Origin of the sequence: Citrobacter telavivensis (genome assembly GCF_041807075.1) — a bacterium.
In the GTDB taxonomy this organism is placed as follows: Bacteria; Pseudomonadota; Gammaproteobacteria; order Enterobacterales; family Enterobacteriaceae; genus Citrobacter_A; species Citrobacter_A telavivensis.
The window spans coordinates 1054748-1078528 of sequence record NZ_JBGUBF010000001.1 but is presented as its reverse complement, the minus strand read 5'-3'; the positions used below and the strand labels follow the sequence as shown (position 1 = coordinate 1078528).

The following is a 23781-nucleotide window of genomic DNA, read 5'->3' as shown; positions in this document are numbered from 1 at the left end:
TGGCCCGGTGGCACAACGTCACCGGGCCGACTTCCTGCACATCGCTTGCGCCGCCATCCGGCACTTCCCTCCCTCTTTCCCCCGGTTTATGAAATGTTTATCCCCGCAACTCCATAATCAGCGTTAAACTATTCATATCGTAAATACAGTGAGAAAAGATGATGCGTGTACTGGTTGTTGAGGATAATGCGTTATTACGTCATCACCTGAAAGTTCAGCTTCAGGATGCCGGACATCAGGTTGACGATGCCGAAGATGCCAAAGAAGCCGATTATTACCTTAACGAACACCTGCCTGACATCGCGATCGTCGATTTGGGTCTCCCGGATGAAGACGGACTTACACTGATTCGCCGCTGGCGGAGCAACGACGTTTCCCTCCCGGTCCTCGTCCTGACCGCCCGTGAAAGCTGGCAGGATAAAGTGGAGGTACTGAGCGCGGGTGCGGATGACTACGTCACCAAACCGTTCCATATTGAAGAAGTCGCCGCGCGGATGCAGGCGCTAATGCGTCGTAACAGCGGCCACGCTTCGCAAATTATTTCTATTCCCCCTTTCCAGGTTGATCTCTCGCGCCGTGAACTTTCGGTCAATGATGAGGTGATTAAGCTGACCGCGTTTGAGTACACCATTATGGAAACGCTGATCCGCAATAATGGCAAAGTGGTCAGCAAGGACTCGCTGATGTTGCAGTTGTATCCGGACGCCGAGTTGCGTGAAAGTCACACCATCGACGTGCTGATGGGGCGCCTGCGTAAAAAAATACAGGCGCAATATCCGGACGACGTCATTACCACCGTGCGGGGCCAAGGATATCTTTTCGAACTGCGCTGATGAATAAACTGTTGCGTCATCTTTTCCCGCTGTCTCTGCGCCTGCGCTTTCTGCTGGCCACCGCCGGCGTGGTGCTGGTGCTCTCTCTTGCCTATGGCATGGTTGCGCTGGTCGGCTATAGCGTAAGCTTTGATAAGACGACATTTCGCCTGCTGCGCGGAGAAAGTAACCTCTTCTATACTCTCGCCAAATGGGAAGACAATAAGATCCACGTCGAACTTCCCGAGCACCTCGACATGCAAAGCCCCACGATGTCGCTTATCTATGATGAGAGCGGCAAACTGCTGTGGGCCCAGCGTGATGTGCCCTGGCTGGTGAGACTGATTCAGCCTGACTGGCTGAAAAGCAACGGTTTCCATGAGATTGAAGCCGATATCCGCGCCACCAGCACGCTGCTTAATGACGATCACTCTGTTCAGGAACAGCTGAAGGAGGTACGGGAAGATGACGACGCCGCCGAAATGACCCATTCGGTGGCGGTGAACGTCTACCCGGCCACGGCACGAATGCCGCAACTGACGATTGTGGTGGTGGATACCATTCCGATTGAGCTTAAACGCTCCTATATGGTCTGGAGCTGGTTTATCTATGTGCTCGCGGCCAACCTGCTGCTGGTCATTCCTCTACTCTGGGTCGCGGCCTGGTGGAGCCTGCGCCCTATCGAAGCGCTGGCGCGCGAAGTGCGGGAACTGGAAGAACATCATCGCGAACAGCTAAACCCTGCGACAACGCGTGAGCTGACCAGTCTGGTTCGCAACCTGAACCGCCTGCTGAAAAGTGAGCGCGAACGTTATGACAAGTATCGCACTACGCTGACCGACCTCACCCACAGCCTGAAGACGCCGCTGGCCGTGCTGCAAAGTACGTTGCGCTCAATGCGCAGTGAAAAGATGAGCGTCAGTGACGCTGAGCCGGTGATGCTCGAACAGATCAGCCGGATTTCTCAGCAAATCGGCTACTATCTGCATCGCGCCAGCATGCGCGGCGGCGGCGTCCTGCTGAGTCGCGAGCTGCATCCGGTCGCGCCGCTACTGGATAGTCTCACGTCGGCGCTGAACAAAGTGTATCAGCGTAAAGGGGTGAACATTAGCCTCGATATCTCGCCGGAAATCAGCTTCGTCGGTGAGCAAAACGACTTTGTTGAGGTAATGGGCAACGTTCTGGATAACGCCTGTAAGTACTGCCTGGAGTTTGTCGAAATTTCTGCCCGTCAGACCGACGATCATCTGTACATTGTGGTGGAAGATGACGGTCCGGGGATCCCACAGAGCAAGCGCGATTTGATATTCGACCGCGGTCAACGAGTGGATACGATGCGTCCGGGGCAAGGCGTCGGGCTGGCGGTGGCGCGAGAGATCACCGAGCAATACGACGGTAAAATTGTTGCCAGCGACAGCCTGCTCGGCGGCGCGCACATGGAGGTGATTTTTGGTCATCAGCAGCCGGGGCCGAAAGACGACTAAACCAAAATGTAATAAATATGAGCCAACTGCACGCATCTGGTTAAGCATCCGTTATAATCGGTGACAGATACCCGCCCCAGCCTGTGGAAGCTCAATATGGAATACCAATTAACACTCAACTGGCCCGAATTTCTTGAACGTCACTGGCAAAAGCGCCCGGTGGTGTTAAAACGCGGCTTTAATAACTTCATCGATCCCCTCTCTCCTGACGAACTGGCAGGGTTGGCGATGGAAAGCGAAGTCGATAGCCGTCTGGTAAGCCATCAGGATGGTAAATGGCAGGTCAGCCACGGTCCGTTCGAAAGCTATGACCATCTCGGCGAAAATAACTGGTCATTGCTGGTACAGGCGGTGAACCACTGGCATGAGCCGACCGCCGCGCTGATGCGCCCCTTCCGCGCCCTGCCCGACTGGCGTATTGACGATCTGATGGTCTCATTCTCCGTACCCGGCGGTGGCGTAGGTCCGCATCTCGATCAGTATGATGTGTTTATCATTCAGGGAACCGGTCGCCGCCGTTGGCGGGTGGGTGAAAAGCTGCAGATGAAACAGCACTGCCCGCATCCGGATCTGCTGCAGGTGGATCCTTTTGAAGCCATCATTGATGAAGAACTGGAGCCAGGCGATATTCTCTACATTCCGCCGGGATTCCCGCACGAAGGCTATGCGCTGGAAAACGCGATGAACTATTCGGTTGGCTTTCGCGCACCGAATACCCGCGAACTGATCAGCGGTTTTGCCGACTATGTCCTGCAACGTGAACTGGGCAGCACGTATTACAGCGACCCCGATATGCCGCCTCGCGATCATCCTGCCGACGTTCTGCCGCAGGAAATGGACAAACTGCGCGCCATGATGCTGGATCTCATTAATCAGCCGGAGCATTTCAAACAGTGGTTTGGCGAGTTTATCTCCCAGTCGCGTCATGAACTGGATATTGCACCGCCGGAGCCGCCGTATCAGCCTGATGAGATCTACGATGCCCTGAAACAAGGCGATGTGCTGGTGCGTCTGGGAGGATTACGGGTACTGCGTGTGGGCGATGACGTTTATGCCAATGGCGAAAAAATTGATTCCCCGCACCGTCCGGCGCTGGAAGCGCTCGCCAGCCATATCGTGCTGACCGCGGAGAATTTTGGTGACGCGCTGGAAGATCCCTCGTTCCTCGCCATGCTGGCAGCCCTGGTCAACAGCGGATACTGGTTCTTCGAAGGGTAACATGGAGATTATGCCGGATGGCGACGCTAATGCGTCTTATCCGGCCTACGGTTCAAATGTCCTGTAGGCCGGATAAGCGTCACGCCATGCGGCATCAGCCACGCTACGACTGCTTCGCCGTTAACTCGGCAATCCGTACAATCACCTGCACCGCTTTTTCCATGCCTTCCAGCGTCACAAACTCATGCTTGCCATGATAGTTGTAGCCACCGGTGAACAGATTCGGGCACGGCAATCCCATGAAAGAGAGTTGCGCGCCGTCGGTGCCGCCGCGGATCGGTTTCATATCCGGTTGAATGTCACAGTCACGCATCGCCTGCTGAGCGATATCCAGTACATGCGGATGCTCAGCCACTTTTTCACGCATATTGTAATAACTGTCTTCAATCACCAGTTCAATGTAACAGTCGGGGTGTAACCCTTTCCCGACCTTCCTGGCTATCTCCATCATCTTACGTTTGCGCGCTTCAAACTGCTTGCGGTCGAAATCGCGAATGATGTAGTGCATGTCCGCGCGATCCACGGTGCCCTTCATGCTCGCAAGATGGTAGAAACCTTCATAACCTTCGGTCATTTCCGGGCTTTCATCCGCCGGAACCTCGGCATGAATACGCGCCGCCAGGGATAATGCGTTTACCATGACGCCTTTCGCCGTCCCCGGATGCACGTTGTTGCCGACGATTTTGATATTCACCGAGGCGGCATTGAAGTTCTCAAACTCCAGTTCCCCCACGCCACCACCGTCAACGGTATAGGCCCATTTGGCGTCAAAAGCCGCAACATCAAAGTGCTTCGCCCCTTTGCCGACCTCTTCATCCGGCGTAAAAGCGACGCGAATATCGCCATGCGGAATATTTTTATGCTTCAGCACCGCCAGCGCGGTCATGATTTCCGCCACACCCGCTTTGTCATCCGCACCCAGCAACGTTTTGCCGTCGGTGGTGATCAGCGTTTGTCCGAGCAACTGATGCAGCACCGGGAACATCACCGGTGACAGCACTTCATCGCCAATGCCCAGAGCGATATCACCGCCGCGATAATTCTCAACAATCTGCGGATTCACGTGCTTACCGCTAAAATCCGGTGAGGTATCCACATGGGAAATGAAGCCAATAGCAGGGATATCGCCAGGGACATTCGCTGGAAGCGTTGCCATCAGCGTCCCTTTGTCACTTAATGTCACATTGACCAGCTCCATCTCTTCGAGCTGCTGTTTGAGCAAATTTAATAACTTCCACTGTCCCTCAGTACTGGGAACCTGTCTCACACCCGCTTTCGATTGGGTATCCAATGAAACGTAGTGCAGAAAACGCTCAAGTAGTTTATCCATGCAGTCACCCTCACTATTTGTGACAACATTATCAGTAAGCCACAAAAGACAAATATTGCGTCAGGTCACTTTTATCCCCGCAAACGAGAATATTTCGCTTCCGAACCCCTTACTGACTATAAGACTACGTCAGTTATTGGCAACAAACATTGGCGATGACAACGGTTTGCCGTAGAATTACGGCCCTCATTAAGAGTCACCAAGGTGGTCAACCACAAACCCCGCATCGGTCAGCCATCCGTTGCGTCTACATGGGACAGAGTAAAAAATTGAATAAACAACCGCGTTCGCTTTCACCGCTGGTTCTTTTGTCAGGTATCAGCAAAAGCTTCGATGGAAAAGAGGTCATTTCCGAGCTGGATTTGACAATCAATAATGGCGAGTTCCTCACGCTGCTTGGCCCTTCTGGCTGCGGTAAAACAACCGTTTTGCGCCTGATTGCCGGTCTGGAAACCGTAGAGTCCGGGCACATCATGCTCGATAACCAGGACATCACCCACGTACCGGCTGAAAACCGCTATGTGAATACCGTCTTTCAAAGCTATGCGTTATTCCCCCACATGACCGTCTTTGAAAATGTGGCGTTCGGATTACGTATGCAGAAAACCCCCGCCGCCGACATCACCCCGCGCGTCCTGGAAGCACTGCGAATGGTGCAACTGGAAGAGTTCGCTCAGCGTAAACCGCATCAACTCTCCGGGGGACAACAGCAGCGCGTGGCGATTGCCCGTGCGGTGGTCAACAAACCGCGCCTGCTACTGTTGGATGAATCCCTCTCCGCGCTGGACTATAAGCTGCGAAAGCAGATGCAGAACGAACTGAAAGCCTTGCAGCGTAAGCTCGGCATCACGTTCGTGTTCGTGACGCACGATCAGGAAGAAGCCCTGACCATGTCCGATCGTATCGTCGTTATGCGCGATGGGCGAATTGAACAGGACGGCACACCGCGTGAAATCTACGAAGAGCCGAAAAACCTGTTTGTCGCCGGATTCATTGGCGAGATTAACATGTTTAACGCCACGGTAATCGAGCGTCTGGACGAACAGCGCGTTCGTGCTAACGTCGAAGGCCGTGAATGCAATATCTACGTCAACTTCGCCGTCGAGCCTGGACAGAAACTGCACGTTCTGCTGCGCCCGGAAGATCTGCGCGTGGATGAAATCAACGACGACAATCACATTGACGGCCTGATTGGCTACGTCCGCGAGCGTAACTATAAGGGCATGACGCTGGAGTCGGTGGTTGAACTGGAAAATGGCAAGATGGTGATGGTCAGTGAATTCTTCAACGAAGACGATCCGGACTTTGACCACTCCCTCGACCAGAAAATGGCCATTAACTGGGTAGAAAGCTGGGAGGTCGTACTGGCTGATGAAGAACACAAGTAAATTCCAGAATGTGGTGATTGTCACTATCGTCGGTTGGCTTGTGTTGTTTGTCTTTCTGCCCAACCTGATGATCATTGGCACCAGCTTTTTGACCCGCGACGATGCCAGCTTCGTCAAAATGGTCTTTACGCTGGACAACTACGCGCGCCTGCTCGATCCGCTCTATTTTGAAGTACTGCTGCACTCGCTGAATATGGCGCTGATCGCCACGCTCGCCTGCCTTGTGCTCGGCTATCCTTTTGCCTGGTTTCTGGCGCGACTGCCGGAGAAAGTCCGCCCGCTGCTGCTGTTTCTGCTGATTGTCCCCTTCTGGACCAACTCGCTGATCCGCATCTATGGGCTGAAAATTTTCCTCAGCACGAAGGGTTACCTGAACGAGTTTCTGCTCTGGCTGGGGGTGATCGAGACGCCAATGCGCATCATGTTCACCCCGAGCGCGGTGATTATCGGTCTGGTGTATATCCTGCTGCCATTTATGGTGATGCCGCTGTATTCCAGCATTGAGAAGCTCGACAGACCGTTACTGGAAGCGGCGAAAGATCTGGGTGCCAGTAAGTTGCAGACTTTTATCCGGATAATCATCCCGCTGACCATGCCGGGCATTATTGCTGGTTGCCTGTTGGTGATGCTGCCCGCGATGGGGCTGTTCTATGTCTCCGATCTGATGGGCGGCGCGAAAAACCTGCTGATCGGTAACGTTATCAAGGTTCAGTTCCTCAATATCCGTGACTGGCCGTTTGGTGCGGCAACCAGCATTACGCTGACGATTGTGATGGGCCTGATGCTGTTGGTTTACTGGCGCGCCTCCCGACTGCTGAACAAAAAGGGAGAACTCGAATGATCGGTCGACTGCTTCGCGGCGGTTTTATGACCGCTATCTACGCGTACCTGTACATTCCCATCATTATTTTGATTGTGAACTCCTTTAACAGTTCGCGCTTTGGCATCAACTGGCAGGGTTTTACGACCAAATGGTATGGCCTGCTGATGAACAACGACAGCCTGCTGCAAGCGGCGCAACACTCGCTGACGATGGCCATTTTTTCCGCAACGTTCGCCACTCTCATCGGGTCATTGACTGCCGTTGCGCTGTATCGCTACCGTTTTCGCGGTAAACCGTTCGTCAGCGGAATGCTGTTTGTGGTGATGATGTCGCCAGATATCGTGATGGCCATTTCACTGCTGGTGCTGTTTATGCTGCTGGGCATCCAGTTGGGCTTCTGGTCGCTGCTGTTTTCGCATATCACCTTCTGCCTGCCTTTTGTGGTGGTGACCGTCTATTCGCGGCTGAAAGGGTTTGACGTACGGATGCTGGAAGCGGCAAAAGATCTGGGTGCCAGCGAAATCACCATCCTGCGCAAAATCATTCTGCCGCTGGCAATGCCCGCAGTCGCCGCCGGCTGGCTGCTGAGCTTTACCCTGTCGATGGACGATGTGGTGGTTTCGTCGTTCGTGACCGGGCCTGGCTATGAAATTCTACCGTTGAAGATCTACTCAATGGTGAAAGTCGGCGTTTCACCGGAGGTGAATGCGCTGGCGACCATTCTGTTGGTGTTATCGTTGGTTCTGGTGATCGCCAGCCAGCTTATTGCTCGTGATAAAACGAAAAGCCTGTCTCGCCAGGCGTAATTGTTGACGTCATTCTGGCTGCGGACAGCACGCAGCCAGAATGATGAATAAAATAGCCTGGAGAGTCAGGCGCTAATCTCAGGGGACGTTAAAATGATGAAATGGTCACGCCACCTGCTCGCGGCAGGCGCTCTTGCAATGGGAATGAGCGCCGCGCACGCGGACGACAGTAAAACACTCTATTTCTACAACTGGACCGAGTATGTTCCGCCAGGACTGCTGGAACAGTTCACTAAAGAGACCGGCATTAAGGTCATCTATTCGACCTACGAGTCGAATGAAACCATGTATGCCAAGCTCAAAACCTACAAAGACGGCGCCTACGACCTGGTTGTGCCTTCCACCTATTACGTCGACAAGATGCGTAAAGAGGGCATGATTCAGAAGATCGACAAGTCAACGTTAACCAACTTCAACAACCTCAATCCTGAGATGCTGAACAAGCCATTCGATCCAGGCAACGACTACTCCATTCCGTACATCTGGGGGGCGACGGCTATCGGCGTGAACAGCGACAGCATTGACCCGAAAACGGTCACCCGTTGGGCTGACCTCTGGAAGCCAGAATACAAAGGCAGCCTGCTGCTGACCGACGATGCACGCGAAGTGTTCCAGATGGCGCTGCGTAAGCTGGGCTATTCCGGTAACACCACCGATCCGAAAGAGATTGAAGCGGCCTATAACGAGCTGAAAAAGCTGATGCCTAACGTCGCCGCGTTTAACTCTGACAACCCGGCGAATCCGTATATGGAAGGTGAAGTCAATCTGGGCATGGTGTGGAACGGCTCCGCCTTCGTCGCGCGCCAGGCTGGTACGCCGCTGGAGGTAGTCTGGCCGAAAGAAGGCGGCATCTTCTGGATGGACAGCCTCTCAATTCCGGCAAACGCCAAAAACAAAGAGGGCGCGTTGAAGCTGATTAACTTCCTGCTGCGCCCGGACGTGGCGAAAGAAGTCGCGGAAACCATCGGCTATCCGACACCAAACCTGGCGGCACGTAAGCTGTTAAGTCCGGAAGTCGCCAATGATAAATCGCTCTACCCGGATGCGGAGACTATCAGCAAAGGCGAATGGCAGAACGACGTCGGCCCCGCCAGCGCAATTTACGAAGAGTACTATCAGAAGCTGAAAGCAGGACGCTAATTCAGCACCATGCCGGATGACGCTGCGCTCATCCGGCCTACAAGCCGTTCATCCGTAGGCCGGGTAAGGCGAAGCCGTCACCCGGCACACATCTCCGTCACAGTCCTTTCAACAACTTCTCCACAAACTCAGGCACCACCTGACTTGCCGGACCGTAATATTTCTCCTGGAATTCGCTGCCGACCTGGCTCGGTTCCAGATTCAGCTCAACGGTATGCGCACCGTGCAGTTTCGCTTCATGGACAAAACCGGCCGCCGGATAGACGTGGCCTGAGGTACCAATCGCGATAAAGACATCCGCCATGGCCAGCGCCATATAGATCTCATCCATGCCGAGCGGCATCTCACCAAACCACACCACGTGCGGACGCAGCGGTGCCGGGAACTGGCAGCAGTGACATTTATCTTCTGGTGTCACATCGCCCGTCCACTCCAGGATCTGCCCGCTCTGCGAGCAATGCACTTTCAGCAGTTCGCCATGCATATGGATGATATTCTGGTTACCCGCCCGCTCATGCAGGTTGTCAATATTCTGCGTCACCAACAGAAAACGGTCGCCCAGCGCCTCTTCCAGTTTTGCCAGCGCGATGTGCGCCGGGTTAGGCTGGATTTCAGGCTGTTGTAATTGACGACGGCGGGCATTATAGAAAGACTGCACCAGCGCAGGATTACGGGCGAAGCCTTCCGGCGTCGCGACATCTTCAACCCGGTGCTCTTCCCACAGTCCGTCTGCGGCGCGGAAGGTACGAATACCAGACTCCGCTGAGATCCCTGCCCCTGTAAGCACCAAAACTCTTGGTTTTTCCATCACTTCCGGTACCACTCTGTCTCTGAAAAAAATCCGTTGACGAAGGCGTTCGCGCAGATGGCGTTTGTTTTTCCGAAATCGACTTAACCGATGACCCCGACGCGACAGCATAGCAACCTCTTTTGATTAATCGGTAAGATGTAGGAAGGCGGCGCCACGCATCCCGCCCGCATCACCGTGTCGTGCTCGCTCAATGCGAGGAACACGTGCCACGGGAAGCAGATGACGCGGCAATCTGTCTGCCAGGTTGGTGGTGATGGCCGTAAAGTTCGACAATCCCCCTCCGATGACGACCAGATCCGGATCGACGATGGTCAGGATATTTCCCAGACACACCGCCAGCAAATCCAGATAACGCTCAACGTGCGCCCGCGCCCGCTCATCCCCCTGCTCCCACAGTGAAATGATTTCAGGCGCCTGTAAGGGTTGATGATAGTAATGCTGATACAACCAGGCAAATCCCCGCCCGGACAGATAATTTTCAATGCAGCCAAGTTGACCGCAGCCACAGCGGCGCAGCGGAAAATCGAGGCCCATCAGCGTGAGCGCATCGACCGGCAGACGCATATGACCGAACTCGCCGGTGATGTAGCTGCGCCCGGTGATCGGTTTTCCGTTAAGGATCAAACCGCCCCCCACGCCCGTGCCCAAAATCAGCCCCATCACCAGCGGATAACGGGTAAATTCATCATCCCAGGCTTCAGACAGGGCAAAACAGTTCGCATCGTTATCGAGGCGAACGTCGCGATCGAGCCGTGCGCTAAGATCGGCACGCAAGGGTTTGCCACTGGCAGCAGGGACATTCGCGGCGTAGAGCGTGCCATCTTCCGTTTCCGGCATACCGGGGATGCCAATACCCACCGAACCTTTCACGCCAAATCGCTGGTCGGCTTCCGCCACCAGTTCGCACACGGCCTCTAAAAAAGCGTCATAGCTGTCGCGCGGAGTGGGAACACGCTTTTCCCACTGTAATTTCCGCTCGTTATCAAAGACGCCCAACGCAATTTTTGTCCCACCAATATCAAACCCGTAATACATTGCCGCTCCTTGTTTTATACACTTCATCCTTCAGGCGGCCGCTGTTCTGGTCACATGAATGAGTTTGTGTATCTCTCACGCCATTATGGTTACTGGCCGCTGAGTACTCTCGCAGGATCGATGTTACTGGCGCGCCGCGCCGGATACCAACTCGCCAACAGACTCAGCAACAGTGCGGTGACCAGCACGTAAATCACATCCAGCCAGTGTAATTCCGATGGCAGGAAGTCGATAAAATAGATATCCCCGGAGAGGAACTGATGGCCAATCAGCTTTTCGATACCATTAATGATTGGCGTCAGCTGTAGCGAAACCACCACGCCAATGACCACCCCGATCAAACTGCCAAACAGCCCCGCCAGCAGGCCGTACCAGACAAAAATGGCGCGGATCAGGCCATCTTTCGCCCCCAGCGTTCTTAATACCGCAATATCACCGCTCTTGTCTTTTACCGCCATCACTAATGTTGAGACAATGTTAAAACAGGCGACGCCGATCACCAGCACCATCGCCAGATACATAATGGCGCGGATCATCTGAATATCGCGGTACATGTAGCCGTAGGTACCAATCCAGCTCTTGATATAGACATAGCTGTTGGTCACTTCACCTGCGTCACGCACCAGTTTGTTGGCGTTGAAGACGTCGCTGACCTTCAGCGCAATCCCGGAAACCGTGTTGTCCATCTCCAGATACTGCTGCGCATCGGCCATCGGGATCATCGCGAAGCTATGATCAAGCTGACCACTCAACTGCAGAATACCGGCAACGTGCAGGCGTACACGCTTTGGCTGCATCAACTTATGATCGGCATTCGAATTGGGGATCATGATGGAGACCCAGTCGCCCTGCTTAACCTTAAGCGCGTCGGCGACGCCCTTACCGATAATAATTTGCTGTTCACCCGCTTTGAAATCAGCCCAGGCGTTATTCTGCACAAACGAGGGCAGCGCGCTCAGACGCTGTTCCTGCTGCGGATCCACGCCTTTCACCTGGATGGCGCGCAGATTCGCCCCGCTCTCAATCAGTCCGGTAAAGTTGATATACGGCGCCGCGGCCGTAATACCCGGCACCTTCTGTACCTTCTCCAGCGCTTCACGCCAGTTGGTCCACGGCGGGTTGACCGCTTCAATCTCACCGTGCGGCACCACCGCCAGAATGCGGTTGTTCAGTTCGCGTTCAAAGCCGTTCATCGCGCTTAAACCGACGATCAAAACCGCCACGCCCAGCGCGATACCGATGGTCGAGATCACCGAAATCAGCGACACCATGCCGCCGCGCCGCCGTCCCCGGCTAAAGCGCAGGCCAATTAATAACGATAAAGGCGAGGCCATTACTCCGCCCCCATCAGGCTCAGGTCCGCCGTCAGACGTCCATCTCGCATTTCCAACTGGCGGCTCATGCGCTTCGCCAGTTGCAGGTCGTGGGTGACGACCAGAAACGCAGTGCCCTGCGCGCGGTTCAGCTCACCCAGAAGCTGAAAGATGCTGTCGGCGTTGCGCGCGTCCAGGTTACCGGTCGGTTCATCCGCCAGCACCAGGCGCGGGTTGTTGACCAGCGCACGGGCAATCGCCACGCGCTGACGCTCACCGCCAGACAGTTCAGACGGACGATGACTGGCGCGGTGATCCAACCCTACCGCTTTCAGCATCTCACGCGCCCGGACAGTAATTTCGGCGGGTTTGTGTTTACCAACCAGCAGCGGCATCGCCACGTTTTCCAACGCGGTGAAGTCCGGCAGCAGGTGGTGAAACTGATAGATAAAGCCGAGTTTCTGGTTACGCAGTTCCGCTTTCGCCGCTGACGACAGTTTGCTCATCGGCTGACCGCTAAAAATCACGTCGCCGGAGGTTGGGGTATCCAGCCCGCCCAGCAGGTGCAACAAGGTACTTTTGCCGGAGCCGGAGCTACCGACAATCGCCATCATTTCGCCTTCGCCCACGCTGAAGCTGACATCGTGCAACACATCAGTTTGCACGGAGCCTTCCTGATAGCGTTTGCACAGTTTGTCGCATTGCAACAGGATCTTATTCATAACGTAAAGCCTCAGCGGGTTGAGTGGCGGCAGCGCGCCATGAAGGATAAAGCGTGGAAAGCAACGCGATGGCCATCGCCACCAGCGCAATCACAATGACCTGCAGCGGCTCTATCGCCACCGGCAGCGCCGCACCGTCCAGCAGGATACCGATAACCGGCATCAGGGTATTAAGTTGACTGGCCAGCAGCGCGCCCAGCGCGGCGCCCAGCAACGCGCCGATAATCCCGGCACTGGCTCCCTGCACCATAAAGACCATCATGATCTGTCGCGGCGTCAGCCCCTGCGTTTGCAAAATAGCCACTTCTCCCTGCTTCTCCATCACCATCAGACCTAACGAGGTAATAATATTGAACGCAGCAACGGCCACGATCAGGCTCAACAACAGCCCCATCATGTTCTTTTCCATCCGCACGGCCTGGAACAGCTCGCCTTTACGCTCGCGCCAGTCCTGCCATTTCGTTCCTTCCGGCAGCGTCTGCTGACTGAGCGAGTCCACCTTCAGCGGCTCATTTAACCACAAGCGCCAGCCGGTGATATTCCCGGCCGGGTAGCGCATGAGGCGCGAGGCGTCCTGAATATTGGTCAACATCTGGTAGCCATCAACTTCGCTGTTCGCCGCAAAGGTGCCGATCACCGTAAACAGGCGCTGGCTCGGCAGACGCCCCATCGGAGTGAACTGGCTGGCTGATGGCACCATCACGCGGATCTGATCGCCACGATTAACGCCCAACTGGCCCGCGAGCTGCTCGCCGAGGATGACATTATACTTGCCAGGCTGGAGATCGGTTTGCTTCACATTGACCAGATACGGCGTCAGCGGATCTTTTTGCGCCGGATCGATACCCAGCATCACCCCAACCGCCACGCTGCGCGCACTTTGCAGCACGACATCACCGGTTGTCAGCGGCGCAATGCGATTCACCCCGTTCAGTTTTACGGCGTTTTCCGGCAGTTGTTGAGGATTCAGGGAGCCTTGCTCCGCAGAAAGGATGGCCTGAGGCATCAGCCCCAGGATGTTATTTTGCAGTTCACGTTCAAAACCGTTCATCACTGACAAAACCGTGACCAGTGCCATCACCCCAAGGGTAATGCCAATGGTGGAAAGCCAGGAGACAAAGCGACCGAAGCGATCTGCTGCACGCCCGCGCATGTAACGCAGGCCGATGAATAGAGCGACAGGTTGGTACATGAAATCCGTCTGGTTGCTGTTAGCAAAGTCACGAGTATATAAGCGAAAGCCGCATGGGTAAACGCCTGAACCGTAAGTGTTCGTCAGTACGCAGAGGAAAAGGATCCGCAGCTCAGCAGGCTCGTGAGATAGCCCCTGTAGACCCTGATCCTTTTCTTAAAAAATCAAAAAGCAGAATGTTACGCATTACAACACCCGTATCACCCCGCAGGATCACAGGCTATGTTGACGAATACAAGCACAGGGTCCTGATGAAACAGAAAGAACTATGGATTAACCAAATCAAAGGGTTATGCATCTGTCTGGTGGTAATCTATCACTCAGTCATCACCTTCTACCCCCACCTGACCCACTTCCAGTTACCTCTCTCGGAACTGCTGTCCAAGTGCTGGGTTTACTTTAATCTCTATCTCGCTCCGTTTCGTATGCCAGTATTTTTCTTTATCTCTGGCTTTTTAATTCGCCGCTATATCGACAGCGTGAGCTGGAAAGAGAGCGTCAACAAGCGGGTCTGGAGTATTTTCTGGGTGCTGGCGCTGTGGGGCGTGGCCCAGTGGCTGGCGCTCAGCGCACTGAACAACTGGCTGGCGCCGGAGCGCTCCCTGCTTAACGCATCCAACGCCGCCTACGCCGGTTCCATCGGTCAGTTCCTTCACGGCATGCTGACCGCCAGTACCAGCCTGTGGTATCTGTATGCGCTCATTGTCTATTTTGTGGTCTGTAAAGTGTTCAGCCGCTGGGCCGTGCCGCTGTTCGCTCTGTTTGTTTTGCTGAGCGTGGCAATCAACGTTGTTGCCACCCCGTGGTGGGGAATGAACAGCGTGATCCGCAACCTGCCGTATTACAGCCTCGGCGCCTGGTTTGGCGTCTCGCTGATGGCGTGGATCAAAGAGGTCCCGCTGCGCCGCTATGCGCTGCCCTGCATGGCCGCCTTCGCGCTGGCTATCGCGGCGTGGCTGTTTAACGTCTCATTGCTGCTGTCATTGGTCTCTATCGTGCTGATCATGAAGCTGTTTTATCAGTATGAACAGCGCTTCGGCATGCGTGAGTCCAGTCTGCTTAACGTGATCGGTTCGAACACTATCGCGATTTATACCACGCATCGCATTCTGGTGGAGGCGTTCAGCCTGCTGCTCATCCCGCAGATCAATACCGCGGTCTGGTCCCCCGCACTGGAACTGGCCCTGCTGCTGGTCTATCCGTTTGCCAGCCTGCTGGTCTGTACGCTCCTGGGTCTTGCCGTGCGCAAACTGTCGCAGGGTCTGTTCGGTGATATCCTCTTCTCCCCCCCTTCCCGTGCGCAAACCGTTGGCTATTCCCGCTAAGTTTTTCGCCCTCATCTGGGGGCGATTCAATTTGCTAATGAGGAGCGATCACGGATAATACAGGGCATTGCTTATCAGACGAATACCTAAAAGAGATTCTGACAACCGAATGCCTGAACAACAACGTTACACGCTGCCCGTGAAAGCGGGCGACCAGCGCCTGTTAGGTGAACTGACCGGGGCTGCCTGTGCCACACTGGTGGCAGAAATTGCCGAACGTCATGCCGGTCCTGTCGTGCTCGTAGCGCCCGATATGCAAAACGCGCTGCGCCTGCATGATGAAATCCGCCAGTTTACCGATCAGATGGTGATGAACCTCGCGGACTGGGAAACCCTGCCCTACGACAGTTTCTCTCCGCATCAGGAAATTATCTCCTCGCGTCTCTCCACGCTGTATCAGTTGCCGTCGATGCAGCGCGGCGTGCTGATCGTGCCGGTCAACACCCTGATGCAGCGCGTCTGCCCGCACAGCTATCTGCACAGCCATGCGCTGGTGATGAAAAAAGGCCAGCGTTTATCGCGCGACGCCCTGCGTTTACAGCTTGACAGCGCCGGTTACCGGCATGTTGATCAGGTCATGGAACATGGCGAATACGCCACGCGCGGCGCGTTGCTGGATCTCTACCCGATGGGCAGTGAACAGCCCTATCGTCTGGATTTCTTCGACGATGAAATTGACAGTTTGCGCCTGTTTGACGCTGATACCCAGCGCACGCTGGAAGAAGTCGACGCCATCAATCTGTTGCCCGCGCACGAATTTCCGACCGACAAAACGGCGATCGAACTGTTTCGCAGCCAGTGGCGCGATACCTTCGAGGTAAAACGCGACGCGGAGCATATCTATCAGCAGGTCAGTAAGGGCACCTTGCCTGCGGGGATCGAATACTGGCAGCCACTGTTTTTCAGCGAGCCGCTGCCGCCGCTGTTTAGCTATTTCCCGGCCAATACGCTGGTGGTCAACACCGGCGATTTAGAAAACAGCGCCGAACGTTTCCAGGCCGATACGCTGGCGCGTTTCGAAAACCGTGGTGTGGATCCGATGCGTCCACTGCTACCGCCGGAATCGCTCTGGCTACGCGTCGATGAGCTCTTTTCTGAACTCAAACGCTGGCCGCGCGTACAGCTCAAAACCGATCACCTTCCCGCCAAAGCGGCAAATACCAACTTAGGCTTCAAGTCGCTGCCGGACCTGGCGGTTCAGGCGCAGCAAAAATCGCCGCTGGATGCCCTGCGCAAGTTCCTGGAGTCCTTCGACGGACCGGTGATTTTCTCGGTTGAGAGTGAAGGTCGTCGTGAGGCCCTTGGTGAACTGCTCGCCCGCATCAAAGTCGCGCCGAAGCGCATTATGCGTCTGGATGAAGCTGCGGATGTTGGACGCTACCTGATGATTGGTGCCGCCGAGCACGGGTTTATCGATACGACGCGCAATCTGGCATTAATCTGTGAAAGCGACCTGCTGGGCGAGCGCGTGGCGCGCCGTCGTCAGGATTCACGCCGCACGATTAACCCGGACACGCTGATTCGTAACCTGGCGGAGCTGCATCCGGGTCAGCCGGTGGTACACCTGGAGCACGGCGTCGGTCGCTATGCCGGGATGACCACGCTGGAAGCGGGCGGGATCAAAGGCGAGTACCTGATGCTCACCTACGCCAACGACGCCAAACTGTACGTCCCGGTCTCCTCTTTGCATCTGATCAGCCGTTACGCCGGTGGCGCTGAAGAGAATGCGCCGCTGCATAAACTCGGCGGCGATGCCTGGTCACGCGCCCGGCAGAAAGCGGCAGAGAAAGTGCGCGACGTGGCGGCCGAACTGCTGGATATCTACGCCCAGCGTGCGGCAAAAGAGGGATTCGCCTTCAAACACGATCGCGAACAGTACCAATTGTTCTGCGACAGCTTCCCGTTCGAAACCACCCCCGACCAGGCGCAGGCGATTAACGCCGTGCTCAGCGATATGTGTCAGCCGCTGGCGATGGACCGTCTGGTATGCGGCGACGTCGGATTTGGCAAAACCGAAGTGGCAATGCGCGCCGCATTCCTCGCGGTCGAAAACCACAAGCAGGTGGCGGTTCTGGTGCCGACAACCCTGCTTGCCCAGCAGCACTTTGATAACTTCCGCGACCGCTTTGCCAACTGGCCGGTGCGCATCGAAATGATCTCTCGCTTTCGCAGCGCCAAAGAACAGGCGCAGATCCTGGAACAGGTTGCCGAAGGGAAAATTGATATTCTGATCGGTACACACAAACTGCTGCAAAGCGATGTGAAGTTGAAAGATCTGGGACTGCTGATCGTCGATGAAGAGCACCGTTTCGGCGTGCGCCATAAAGAGCGCATTAAAGCGATGCGCGCCGATGTGGATATTCTGACGCTGACCGCCACGCCGATCCCGCGAACGCTGAATATGGCGATGAGCGGCATGCGCGATCTGTCGATTATCGCCACCCCCCCTGCGCGTCGTCTGGCGGTCAAAACCTTTGTTCGTGAATACGACAGCCTGGTGGTACGCGAGGCGATTCTGCGTGAAGTGCTGCGCGGCGGCCAGGTTTACTATCTCTACAACGATGTGGAAAACATCCAGAAAGCCGCCCAAAGGCTAGCGGAACTGGTACCGGAAGCGCGGATTGCCATCGGTCACGGGCAGATGCGCGAACGCGAACTGGAACGCGTGATGAACGATTTCCACCATCAGCGTTTTAACGTTCTGGTCTGTACCACTATTATCGAAACTGGTATTGATATCCCGACTGCCAACACGATTATCATCGAGCGAGCGGACCACTTCGGTCTGGCGCAGTTACATCAGTTGCGCGGTCGCGTAGGGCGTTCACACCATCAGGCGTATGCCTGGCTGCTGACGCCACACCCCAAGGCGATGACGACCGACGCGCAAAAACGTCTGGAAGCTATCGCCTCGCTGGAAGATCTGGGCGCGGGCTTTGCGCTGGCGACTCACGATCTGGAGATCCGCGGCGCGGGTGAACTGCTCGGGGAAGAACAGAGTGGTTCGATGGAGACCATCGGCTTCTCGCTGTACATGGAGCTGCTGGAAAACGCCGTCGATGCACTGAAGGCCGGACGCGAGCCATCGCTGGAAGATCTCACTAGCCAGCAAACGGAAGTCGAACTGCGTATGCCGTCGCTGCTGCCGGATGATTTCATCCCGGACGTGAACACCCGCCTGTCGTTCTATAAGCGTATCGCCAGCGCGAAAAGCGAGAATGAACTTGAAGAGCTCAAAGTGGAACTGATCGACCGCTTCGGTCTGCTGCCCGACCCGGCGCGTACTCTGCTGGATATCGCCCGGTTGCGTCAACAGGCGCAGAAGCTGGGCATTCGCAAGCTGGAAGGCAACGAGAAAGGCGGCACCATCGAATTTGCTGAGAAGAACCATGTCAATCCGAACTGGCTGATCGGACTGCTGCAAAAACAGCCGCAGCACTACCGTCTTGACGGACCGACCCGACTGAAGTTCATCCAGGATCTGACCGATCGGAAAACGCGGATGGAATGGGTGCGTCAGTTTATGCAGCAACTGGAAGAAAACGCCGTGGCATGATTGTGGTGTGCCGGATAGTGGCTTCGCCTTATCCGGCCTACAAATCGATGCCTGACCGTAGACCTGATAAGCGCAGCGCCATCAGGCAAGGGTCCACGATCTTTACAACTCTTTGCACTTCCCTTGCAATTCAAGACACACCGCCCCGCCATAATTATCATTGGACTGCTCTGGCATAATAACCCTTTGATTTGTGATGATAATGAACAATATGCGATTCTCCCGCTGGCTGGCTTTTTTTGCACTCGCCGCCAGCATTACGCTTGCGCTTCCCGCGCAGGCGAATACCTGGCCTCTTCCTCCACCGGGCAGCAAGCTGATCGGGGAAAATAAGTACCACGTTGTTGAAAATAACGGGGGTTCACTGGAAGCCATCGCGAAAAAATACAACGTCGGTTTTCTTGCCCTGTTGCAGGCGAATCCTGGCGTGGATCCCTACGTCCCCCGCCCGGGCAGCGTGTTGACCATTCCATTGCAGACGCTGCTGCCGGATGCGCCACGTGAAGGCATTGTCATCAACCTGGCTGAGCTGCGTCTCTACTACTACCCTCCAGGGAAAAATGCGGTCACGGTCTACCCTATCGGCATTGGCCAACTGGGCGGCGATACTCTGACCCCGACGATGGTCACGACGGTTTCCGACAAGCGCGCTAATCCAACCTGGACGCCGACGGCGAATATCCGTGCCCGTTATAAAGCGCAAGGGATCGACCTTCCTGCGGTGGTTCCTGCCGGACCGGATAACCCGATGGGACATCATGCCATTCGCTTAGCTGCTTACGGTGGTGTCTATCTGCTGCACGGCACCAACGCCGATTTCGGCATTGGCATGCGCGTCAGCTCAGGCTGTATCCGCCTGCGCGATGGCGATATCGAGACCCTGTTCAGACAGGTTACGCCAGGCACCAAAGTGAATATCATCAATACGCCTGTCAAAGCCTCGATTGAGCCGGATGGTACGCGTCTGGTCGAAGTCCACCAGCCGCTGTCGAAAAATATTGATGATGACCCGCAGGTTCTGCCTATTGTGCTGAACAGCACCTTGCAGGCGTTTAAAGATTCTGCGCAGACGGACGCGGCGGTGATGCAGCATGTGATGGATGTTCGCTCCGGGATGCCGGTCGATGTCAGACGCCATCGTGAGGTGGATCAGCAGTCGATGTAATAACCGTTCCGGACATGAAAAAGCCCCGCTGAATCTATTTTCAGCGGGGCTTTTTTTATGTCGCGTTATTTTGCAGTAGCAGGCATCAATGAGGGGGGATGCTTATTTATAAATTACCGCAGTACCGTGCAGGTTGTTCGGACCCGTCACAGAAGTAATGCGGAAAGATTTCGCACCCATCGCATCCGCTTTCTGCGCCAGTTCGTCCTGCAGCGAACTCAGGTTAGTCCCTGCGTTTGCAGAGATGGTGCCGACTTTTTGCTGACCAGCAGGTGTTGACTGCACTTCAACAGCCGCGACGCTTGCGAATGACAGAGAACTGAGAACAGCAGCAGCGATGAGAGTTTTTACGTTTTTCATAATTGTGACCTTTTGCAGATGATTGGGGCGTCGTAAGTATTTACTTAACGATCGATAGGTAAATAATAGATGTGATCCAGGTCACACGTCAACTCATTTTTTATAACGATCGTTATATAAAATGAAAAGCGCTTATCTTTCATGTAACTAGGCTAAAAATATTTTTCTCGCGAATGCGCTGGAGCCTGTGCGGGTTTATTTTTATAATAGGTGTTCACTAACTCCATTAAGGTACAACGGCACCATGACAACTGAATCGACAAGTTGCGTAAAAAAAAGCCGTGGCCGACCAAAAGTGTTCGACAGGGAAGCCGCGCTTGATAAGGCCATGACACTCTTCTGGCAGCACGGTTATGAGGCGACATCGCTTTCTGACCTTGTTGAAGCAACGGGCGCGAAGGCGCCAACGCTGTATGCGGAATTTACTAATAAAGAAGGACTGTTCCGCGCGGTGCTGGACAGATACATCGCTCGCTTCGCGGCAAAACACGAAGCGCAGTTGTTCTGCGAGGAAAAAAGCGTTGAGGCGGCGCTGGAGGATTACTTCACCGCAGTAGCAACCTGTTTCACCAGCAAGGACACCCCCGCAGGCTGCTTTATGATTAACACCTCCGCGACGCTTGCCGCGGCATCACGCGATATTGCGCATACGGTGAAATCGCGTCACGCCATGCAGGAGCAGACCCTGACGCAATTTCTGCGCCATAGGCAGGAACGCGGTGAAATTCCGGCACACAATAACGTACAAAATCTTGCCGAGTATCTGAGCTGCATTTTGCAGGGCATGTCCATCAGCGCCCGCGAAGGCGCCAGTTTCGAGAAACTGATGCAAATCACCCACACTACCCTGCGCCTGTGGCCTGAACTGCTTAAGGCCTGATCGTTTTTTCTGACCGGGAAACGGCGTTTCCCGGTTCTTCTTCGACGAAATCCCCACACAATAATTAATGTTATCATTTAGTTAGGTTCAACTTTTCACAAAAACCTATTGATAATAGAAATTATTATCAGCAATATTCGCATTTGATTTTACATCTGTTTCACAATGTAACAGCTGGCACCGACCGGCTAAAACACCATCACCTGCACAGATATTTTCAGAAAGGAATGCGAATGAATAAGCGTCTTTGGGTCCTCAACCCGATCCTGTTGGCTCTGACTCTGCCCGCTGCGGCGGCACAAACAGAAGAAGAAAACCTCATCGTCAGCGCCAACCGCAGCCAGAAAACCGTCACCGAAATGGCGCAGACCACCTGGGTGATTGAAGGCCAGGAAATTGAGCAACAGGTTCAGGGCGGAAAAGAGTTTAAAGACGTGCTGGCGCAACTGATCCCCGGCATTGACGTCAGCAGCCAGGGACGTACCAACTACGGTATGAACATGCGCGGTCGCGCGATTGTCGTGCTGATCGACGGCGTACGCCTGAACTCATCGCGTACTGACAGCCGCCAACTGGATGCAATTGACCCTTTTAACATCGCACACATAGAGGTCATTTCAGGCGCAACGTCGCTGTATGGTGGCGGCAGTACCGGCGGCTTAATTAACATCGTCACTAAAAAGGGCCAGGCGGAACGCCAGGTAGAGCTTGAACTGGGCGGTAAATCCGGCTTTAACAACAGTAACGATCGCGACGAGCGCGTTGCCGCAGCGGTCAGCGGCGGTACAGATCGCGCGTCTGGCCGACTGTCCGTGGCTTATCAGCGCTTTGGCGGTTGGTACGACGGCAATGGCGACGCCCTGATGCTCGACAACACGCAAACCGGTCTGCAACACTCCGATCGTCTGGATGTAATGGGAACCGGGACTCTCGACATCGATGACCATCGCCAGATACAGTTGGTCACCCAGTATTACAAGAGTCAGGGGGATGAGGATTACGGACTGTACCTGGGTGAAAATATGTCCGCCGTTACCGGCAGCGGCACCGCCAGCACCCGCAGCGGTCTCAGTTCTGACCGTATTCCAGGGACTGAGCGCCATCTGATCAGCCTGCAATACTCCGACGCGGACTTCTTCGGTCAGAATCTGGTCAGCCAGATCTATTACCGCGATGAGTCGCTGAAATTCTACCCTTTCCCGACGCTCAGCAAAGGTCAGGTGACCAGTTTCTCAGCCTCGCAGCAGGACACGGACCAGTACGGCGCCAAAATCACGCTCAACAGCCAGTTGATGGATAACTGGGAGCTGACGTGGGGCGTCGACGCGGACCATGAAACCTTCGACTCCAACCAGAAGTTCTTCGATCTGGGCTGGTCTGTGCCGTCAGGCGGAATGGACAACCGCACGGCTTATACGACAGGGCGCTACCCCGGCTACAGCATCACCAACTTCGCCCCGTTCCTGCAAAGCAGTTATGACATCAATGACATCTTCACCCTGAGCGGCGGTGTGCGCTATCAGTGGACGGAAAATCGGGTTGATGATTTTGTGGGCTATGCGCAGCAGCAGGGGATCGCCAATGGCTTAGCGAGCTCTGCCGATGTCATTCCTGGAGGTAAAACCGATTACGACAACTTCCTGTTCAACGCCGGACTGTTGGCGCATCTCACCGAGCGCCAGCAGGCGTGGTTTAACTTCTCCCAGGGCGTTGAGCTACCGGATCCCGGGAAATATTACGGCAACGGCACTTACCAGTTGGTGGGCGATCGTTACCAACTCCAGCGCAGCGTGAACGTGGCGGATTCGCGTCTGGAAGGCATCAAGGTCAATTCGTATGAGCTGGGCTGGCGCTATACCGGCGATAATCTGCGTACCCAACTGGCGGCGTACTATTCGACGTCCGATAAGTCGATTGTGATTAACCGTAGCGATATGACGATCCGCGTGGAACCTGACGATCGCCGGATTTACGGCGTAGAAGGCGCGGCGGAGTACTTCATCCCTGACAGCGACTGGAGTCTGGGGGCGAACTTTAACGTGCTGAAATCCGAAGTGAAACAGAACGGGAAATGGGAAAAATGGGATGTGATGCTGGCCTCACCGTCCAAAGCCACCGCCTGGGTCGGCTGGGCGCCAGAGCCGTGGTCGTTGCGGGTTCAGACCCAGCAATCGTTCGATCTCAGCGATGCCAGCGGCAACAAGCTGGACGGCTATAACACCGTGGACTTTATCGGCAGCTATCAGCTCCCGCTGGGTAAACTGACCTTCAGCATTGAAAACCTGCTGGATGAAGATTACACCACCTTGTGGGGTCAGCGCGCGCCATTGCTGTACAGCCCAACCTATGGCAGCCCGTCGCTGTACGAGTATAAGGGTCGGGGTCGTACCTTTGGTCTGAACTACGCCTTGACCTTCTGAT

19 protein-coding genes are annotated in these 23781 nt (G+C 55.0%); 12 read left to right on the top strand and 7 right to left on the bottom strand.

What is annotated here, in order from left to right; all coding sequences use genetic code 11:
* The first annotated feature begins 161 nt into the window (after positions 1–161).
* The 3 genes from phoP to roxA all read left to right on the top strand — a co-directional run bounded on the left by phoP (position 162) and on the right by roxA (position 3514).
* Positions 162–833 carry a two-component system response regulator PhoP gene (phoP, locus tag ACERJC_RS05125; RefSeq protein ID WP_187696627.1) on the top strand — a complete coding sequence of 224 codons (672 nt, stop codon included), beginning with the start codon at positions 162–164 and terminating at the stop codon, positions 831–833.
* Positions 833–2296 (top strand): two-component system sensor histidine kinase PhoQ, encoded by a 1464-nt coding sequence (phoQ, locus tag ACERJC_RS05120; RefSeq protein ID WP_373671186.1) that lies wholly within the window; start codon positions 833–835, stop codon positions 2294–2296. The genes phoP and phoQ overlap by 1 nt, the downstream gene beginning before the upstream one ends.
* 96 nt (positions 2297–2392) lie before the next feature.
* A complete protein-coding gene (roxA, locus tag ACERJC_RS05115; RefSeq protein WP_152405046.1) occupies positions 2393–3514 on the top strand; it encodes a [50S ribosomal protein L16]-arginine 3-hydroxylase in 1122 nt (373 codons plus the stop codon).
* 103 nt (positions 3515–3617) lie between these two features.
* Here roxA and pepT read toward each other — a convergent pair whose 3' ends face one another.
* On the bottom strand, positions 3618–4844 hold the full coding sequence (gene pepT / locus ACERJC_RS05110) for a peptidase T (protein WP_152405047.1): 1227 nt from the start codon (positions 4842–4844) through the stop codon (positions 3618–3620).
* Between the two features lie 251 nt (positions 4845–5095).
* Between pepT and potA the strand changes: the two genes are divergently transcribed.
* The 4 genes from potA (at position 5096) to potD (ending at position 9001) form a co-directional block, all read left to right on the top strand.
* A complete protein-coding gene (gene potA, locus ACERJC_RS05105) occupies positions 5096–6232 on the top strand; it encodes a spermidine/putrescine ABC transporter ATP-binding protein PotA (RefSeq protein WP_373671185.1) in 1137 nt (378 codons plus the stop codon).
* Positions 6216–7073, top strand: coding sequence for a spermidine/putrescine ABC transporter permease PotB (potB, locus tag ACERJC_RS05100; protein WP_152405048.1), 858 nt, complete (start codon positions 6216–6218; stop codon positions 7071–7073). The genes potA and potB overlap by 17 nt, the downstream gene beginning before the upstream one ends.
* Complete coding sequence (potC, locus tag ACERJC_RS05095; protein WP_152405049.1) at positions 7070–7861, top strand: spermidine/putrescine ABC transporter permease PotC; 792 nt, start codon at positions 7070–7072, stop codon at positions 7859–7861. Before potB ends, potC begins: the two co-directional genes overlap by 4 nt.
* Positions 7862–7954: 93 nt before the next feature.
* Complete coding sequence (gene potD / locus ACERJC_RS05090) at positions 7955–9001, top strand: spermidine/putrescine ABC transporter substrate-binding protein PotD (protein ID WP_373671184.1); 1047 nt, start codon at positions 7955–7957, stop codon at positions 8999–9001.
* Positions 9002–9098: 97 nt separating this feature from the next.
* Here potD and cobB read toward each other — a convergent pair whose 3' ends face one another.
* The 5 genes from cobB to lolC all read right to left on the bottom strand — a co-directional run bounded on the left by cobB (position 9099) and on the right by lolC (position 14074).
* Positions 9099–9920 carry a Sir2 family NAD+-dependent deacetylase gene (gene cobB, locus ACERJC_RS05085; RefSeq protein ID WP_178827615.1) on the bottom strand — a complete coding sequence of 274 codons (822 nt, stop codon included), beginning with the start codon at positions 9918–9920 and terminating at the stop codon, positions 9099–9101.
* A 15-nt stretch (positions 9921–9935) separates the two neighbouring features.
* Positions 9936–10847, bottom strand: coding sequence for an N-acetylglucosamine kinase (gene nagK, locus ACERJC_RS05080; protein ID WP_152405052.1), 912 nt, complete (start codon positions 10845–10847; stop codon positions 9936–9938).
* Between the two features lie 89 nt (positions 10848–10936).
* Positions 10937–12181: a lipoprotein-releasing ABC transporter permease subunit LolE gene (lolE, locus tag ACERJC_RS05075; protein ID WP_152405053.1), complete on the bottom strand. Its 1245-nt coding sequence runs from the start codon at positions 12179–12181 to the stop codon at positions 10937–10939.
* Positions 12181–12882, bottom strand: coding sequence for a lipoprotein-releasing ABC transporter ATP-binding protein LolD (gene lolD, locus ACERJC_RS05070; RefSeq protein ID WP_373671183.1), 702 nt, complete (start codon positions 12880–12882; stop codon positions 12181–12183). The genes lolE and lolD overlap by 1 nt, the downstream gene beginning before the upstream one ends.
* Positions 12875–14074 (bottom strand): lipoprotein-releasing ABC transporter permease subunit LolC, encoded by a 1200-nt coding sequence (lolC, locus tag ACERJC_RS05065; protein WP_152405055.1) that lies wholly within the window; start codon positions 14072–14074, stop codon positions 12875–12877. Before lolC ends, lolD begins: the two co-directional genes overlap by 8 nt.
* Before the next feature lie 251 nt (positions 14075–14325).
* On the opposite strand from lolC, the gene ACERJC_RS05060 reads away from it, so the two are divergent.
* The 3 genes from ACERJC_RS05060 to ldtC all read left to right on the top strand — a co-directional run bounded on the left by ACERJC_RS05060 (position 14326) and on the right by ldtC (position 20120).
* Complete coding sequence (locus ACERJC_RS05060) at positions 14326–15399, top strand: acyltransferase family protein (protein ID WP_373671182.1); 1074 nt, start codon at positions 14326–14328, stop codon at positions 15397–15399.
* 109 nt (positions 15400–15508) lie between these two features.
* On the top strand, positions 15509–18955 hold the full coding sequence (mfd, locus tag ACERJC_RS05055) for a transcription-repair coupling factor (protein WP_373671181.1): 3447 nt from the start codon (positions 15509–15511) through the stop codon (positions 18953–18955).
* A gap of 199 nt (positions 18956–19154) precedes the next feature.
* The gene (gene ldtC, locus ACERJC_RS05050; protein WP_373671678.1) at positions 19155–20120 is read left to right on the top strand and encodes a L,D-transpeptidase LdtC; all 966 of its coding nucleotides are present in this window, start codon (positions 19155–19157) and stop codon (positions 20118–20120) included.
* A 102-nt stretch (positions 20121–20222) separates the two neighbouring features.
* On the opposite strand, the gene bhsA is transcribed toward ldtC, so the two are convergent.
* Positions 20223–20480 carry a multiple stress resistance protein BhsA gene (bhsA, locus tag ACERJC_RS05045; RefSeq protein WP_152405058.1) on the bottom strand — a complete coding sequence of 86 codons (258 nt, stop codon included), beginning with the start codon at positions 20478–20480 and terminating at the stop codon, positions 20223–20225.
* A 244-nt stretch (positions 20481–20724) separates the two neighbouring features.
* On the opposite strand from bhsA, the gene comR reads away from it, so the two are divergent.
* Positions 20725–21360 (top strand): TetR family copper-responsive transcriptional repressor ComR, encoded by a 636-nt coding sequence (comR, locus tag ACERJC_RS05040; RefSeq protein ID WP_371895992.1) that lies wholly within the window; start codon positions 20725–20727, stop codon positions 21358–21360.
* Between the two features lie 233 nt (positions 21361–21593).
* Positions 21594–23780, top strand: coding sequence for a TonB-dependent siderophore receptor (locus tag ACERJC_RS05035; RefSeq protein ID WP_373671180.1), 2187 nt, complete (start codon positions 21594–21596; stop codon positions 23778–23780).
* Position 23781: the final 1 nt, after the last annotated feature.

Excerpts from the sequence above, each read along its gene's own strand:
- phoP (WP_187696627.1), top strand. The coding sequence starts at position 162 with ATGCGTGTACTGGTTGTTGAGGATAATGCGTTATTACGTCATCACCTG.
- phoQ (WP_373671186.1), top strand. The coding sequence starts at position 833 with ATGAATAAACTGTTGCGTCATCTTTTCCCGCTGTCTCTGCGCCTGCGC.
- roxA (WP_152405046.1), top strand. The coding sequence starts at position 2,393 with ATGGAATACCAATTAACACTCAACTGGCCCGAATTTCTTGAACGTCAC.
- pepT (WP_152405047.1), bottom strand. The coding sequence starts at position 4,844 with ATGGATAAACTACTTGAGCGTTTTCTGCACTACGTTTCATTGGATACC.
- potA (WP_373671185.1), top strand. The coding sequence starts at position 5,096 with ATGGGACAGAGTAAAAAATTGAATAAACAACCGCGTTCGCTTTCACCG.
- potB (WP_152405048.1), top strand. The coding sequence starts at position 6,216 with ATGAAGAACACAAGTAAATTCCAGAATGTGGTGATTGTCACTATCGTC.
- potC (WP_152405049.1), top strand. The coding sequence starts at position 7,070 with ATGATCGGTCGACTGCTTCGCGGCGGTTTTATGACCGCTATCTACGCG.
- potD (WP_373671184.1), top strand. The coding sequence starts at position 7,955 with ATGATGAAATGGTCACGCCACCTGCTCGCGGCAGGCGCTCTTGCAATG.
- cobB (WP_178827615.1), bottom strand. The coding sequence starts at position 9,920 with ATGCTGTCGCGTCGGGGTCATCGGTTAAGTCGATTTCGGAAAAACAAA.
- nagK (WP_152405052.1), bottom strand. The coding sequence starts at position 10,847 with ATGTATTACGGGTTTGATATTGGTGGGACAAAAATTGCGTTGGGCGTC.
- lolE (WP_152405053.1), bottom strand. The coding sequence starts at position 12,181 with ATGGCCTCGCCTTTATCGTTATTAATTGGCCTGCGCTTTAGCCGGGGA.
- lolD (WP_373671183.1), bottom strand. The coding sequence starts at position 12,882 with ATGAATAAGATCCTGTTGCAATGCGACAAACTGTGCAAACGCTATCAG.
- lolC (WP_152405055.1), bottom strand. The coding sequence starts at position 14,074 with ATGTACCAACCTGTCGCTCTATTCATCGGCCTGCGTTACATGCGCGGG.
- ACERJC_RS05060 (WP_373671182.1), top strand. The coding sequence starts at position 14,326 with ATGAAACAGAAAGAACTATGGATTAACCAAATCAAAGGGTTATGCATC.
- mfd (WP_373671181.1), top strand. The coding sequence starts at position 15,509 with ATGCCTGAACAACAACGTTACACGCTGCCCGTGAAAGCGGGCGACCAG.
- bhsA (WP_152405058.1), bottom strand. The coding sequence starts at position 20,480 with ATGAAAAACGTAAAAACTCTCATCGCTGCTGCTGTTCTCAGTTCTCTG.
- comR (WP_371895992.1), top strand. The coding sequence starts at position 20,725 with ATGACAACTGAATCGACAAGTTGCGTAAAAAAAAGCCGTGGCCGACCA.
- ACERJC_RS05035 (WP_373671180.1), top strand. The coding sequence starts at position 21,594 with ATGAATAAGCGTCTTTGGGTCCTCAACCCGATCCTGTTGGCTCTGACT.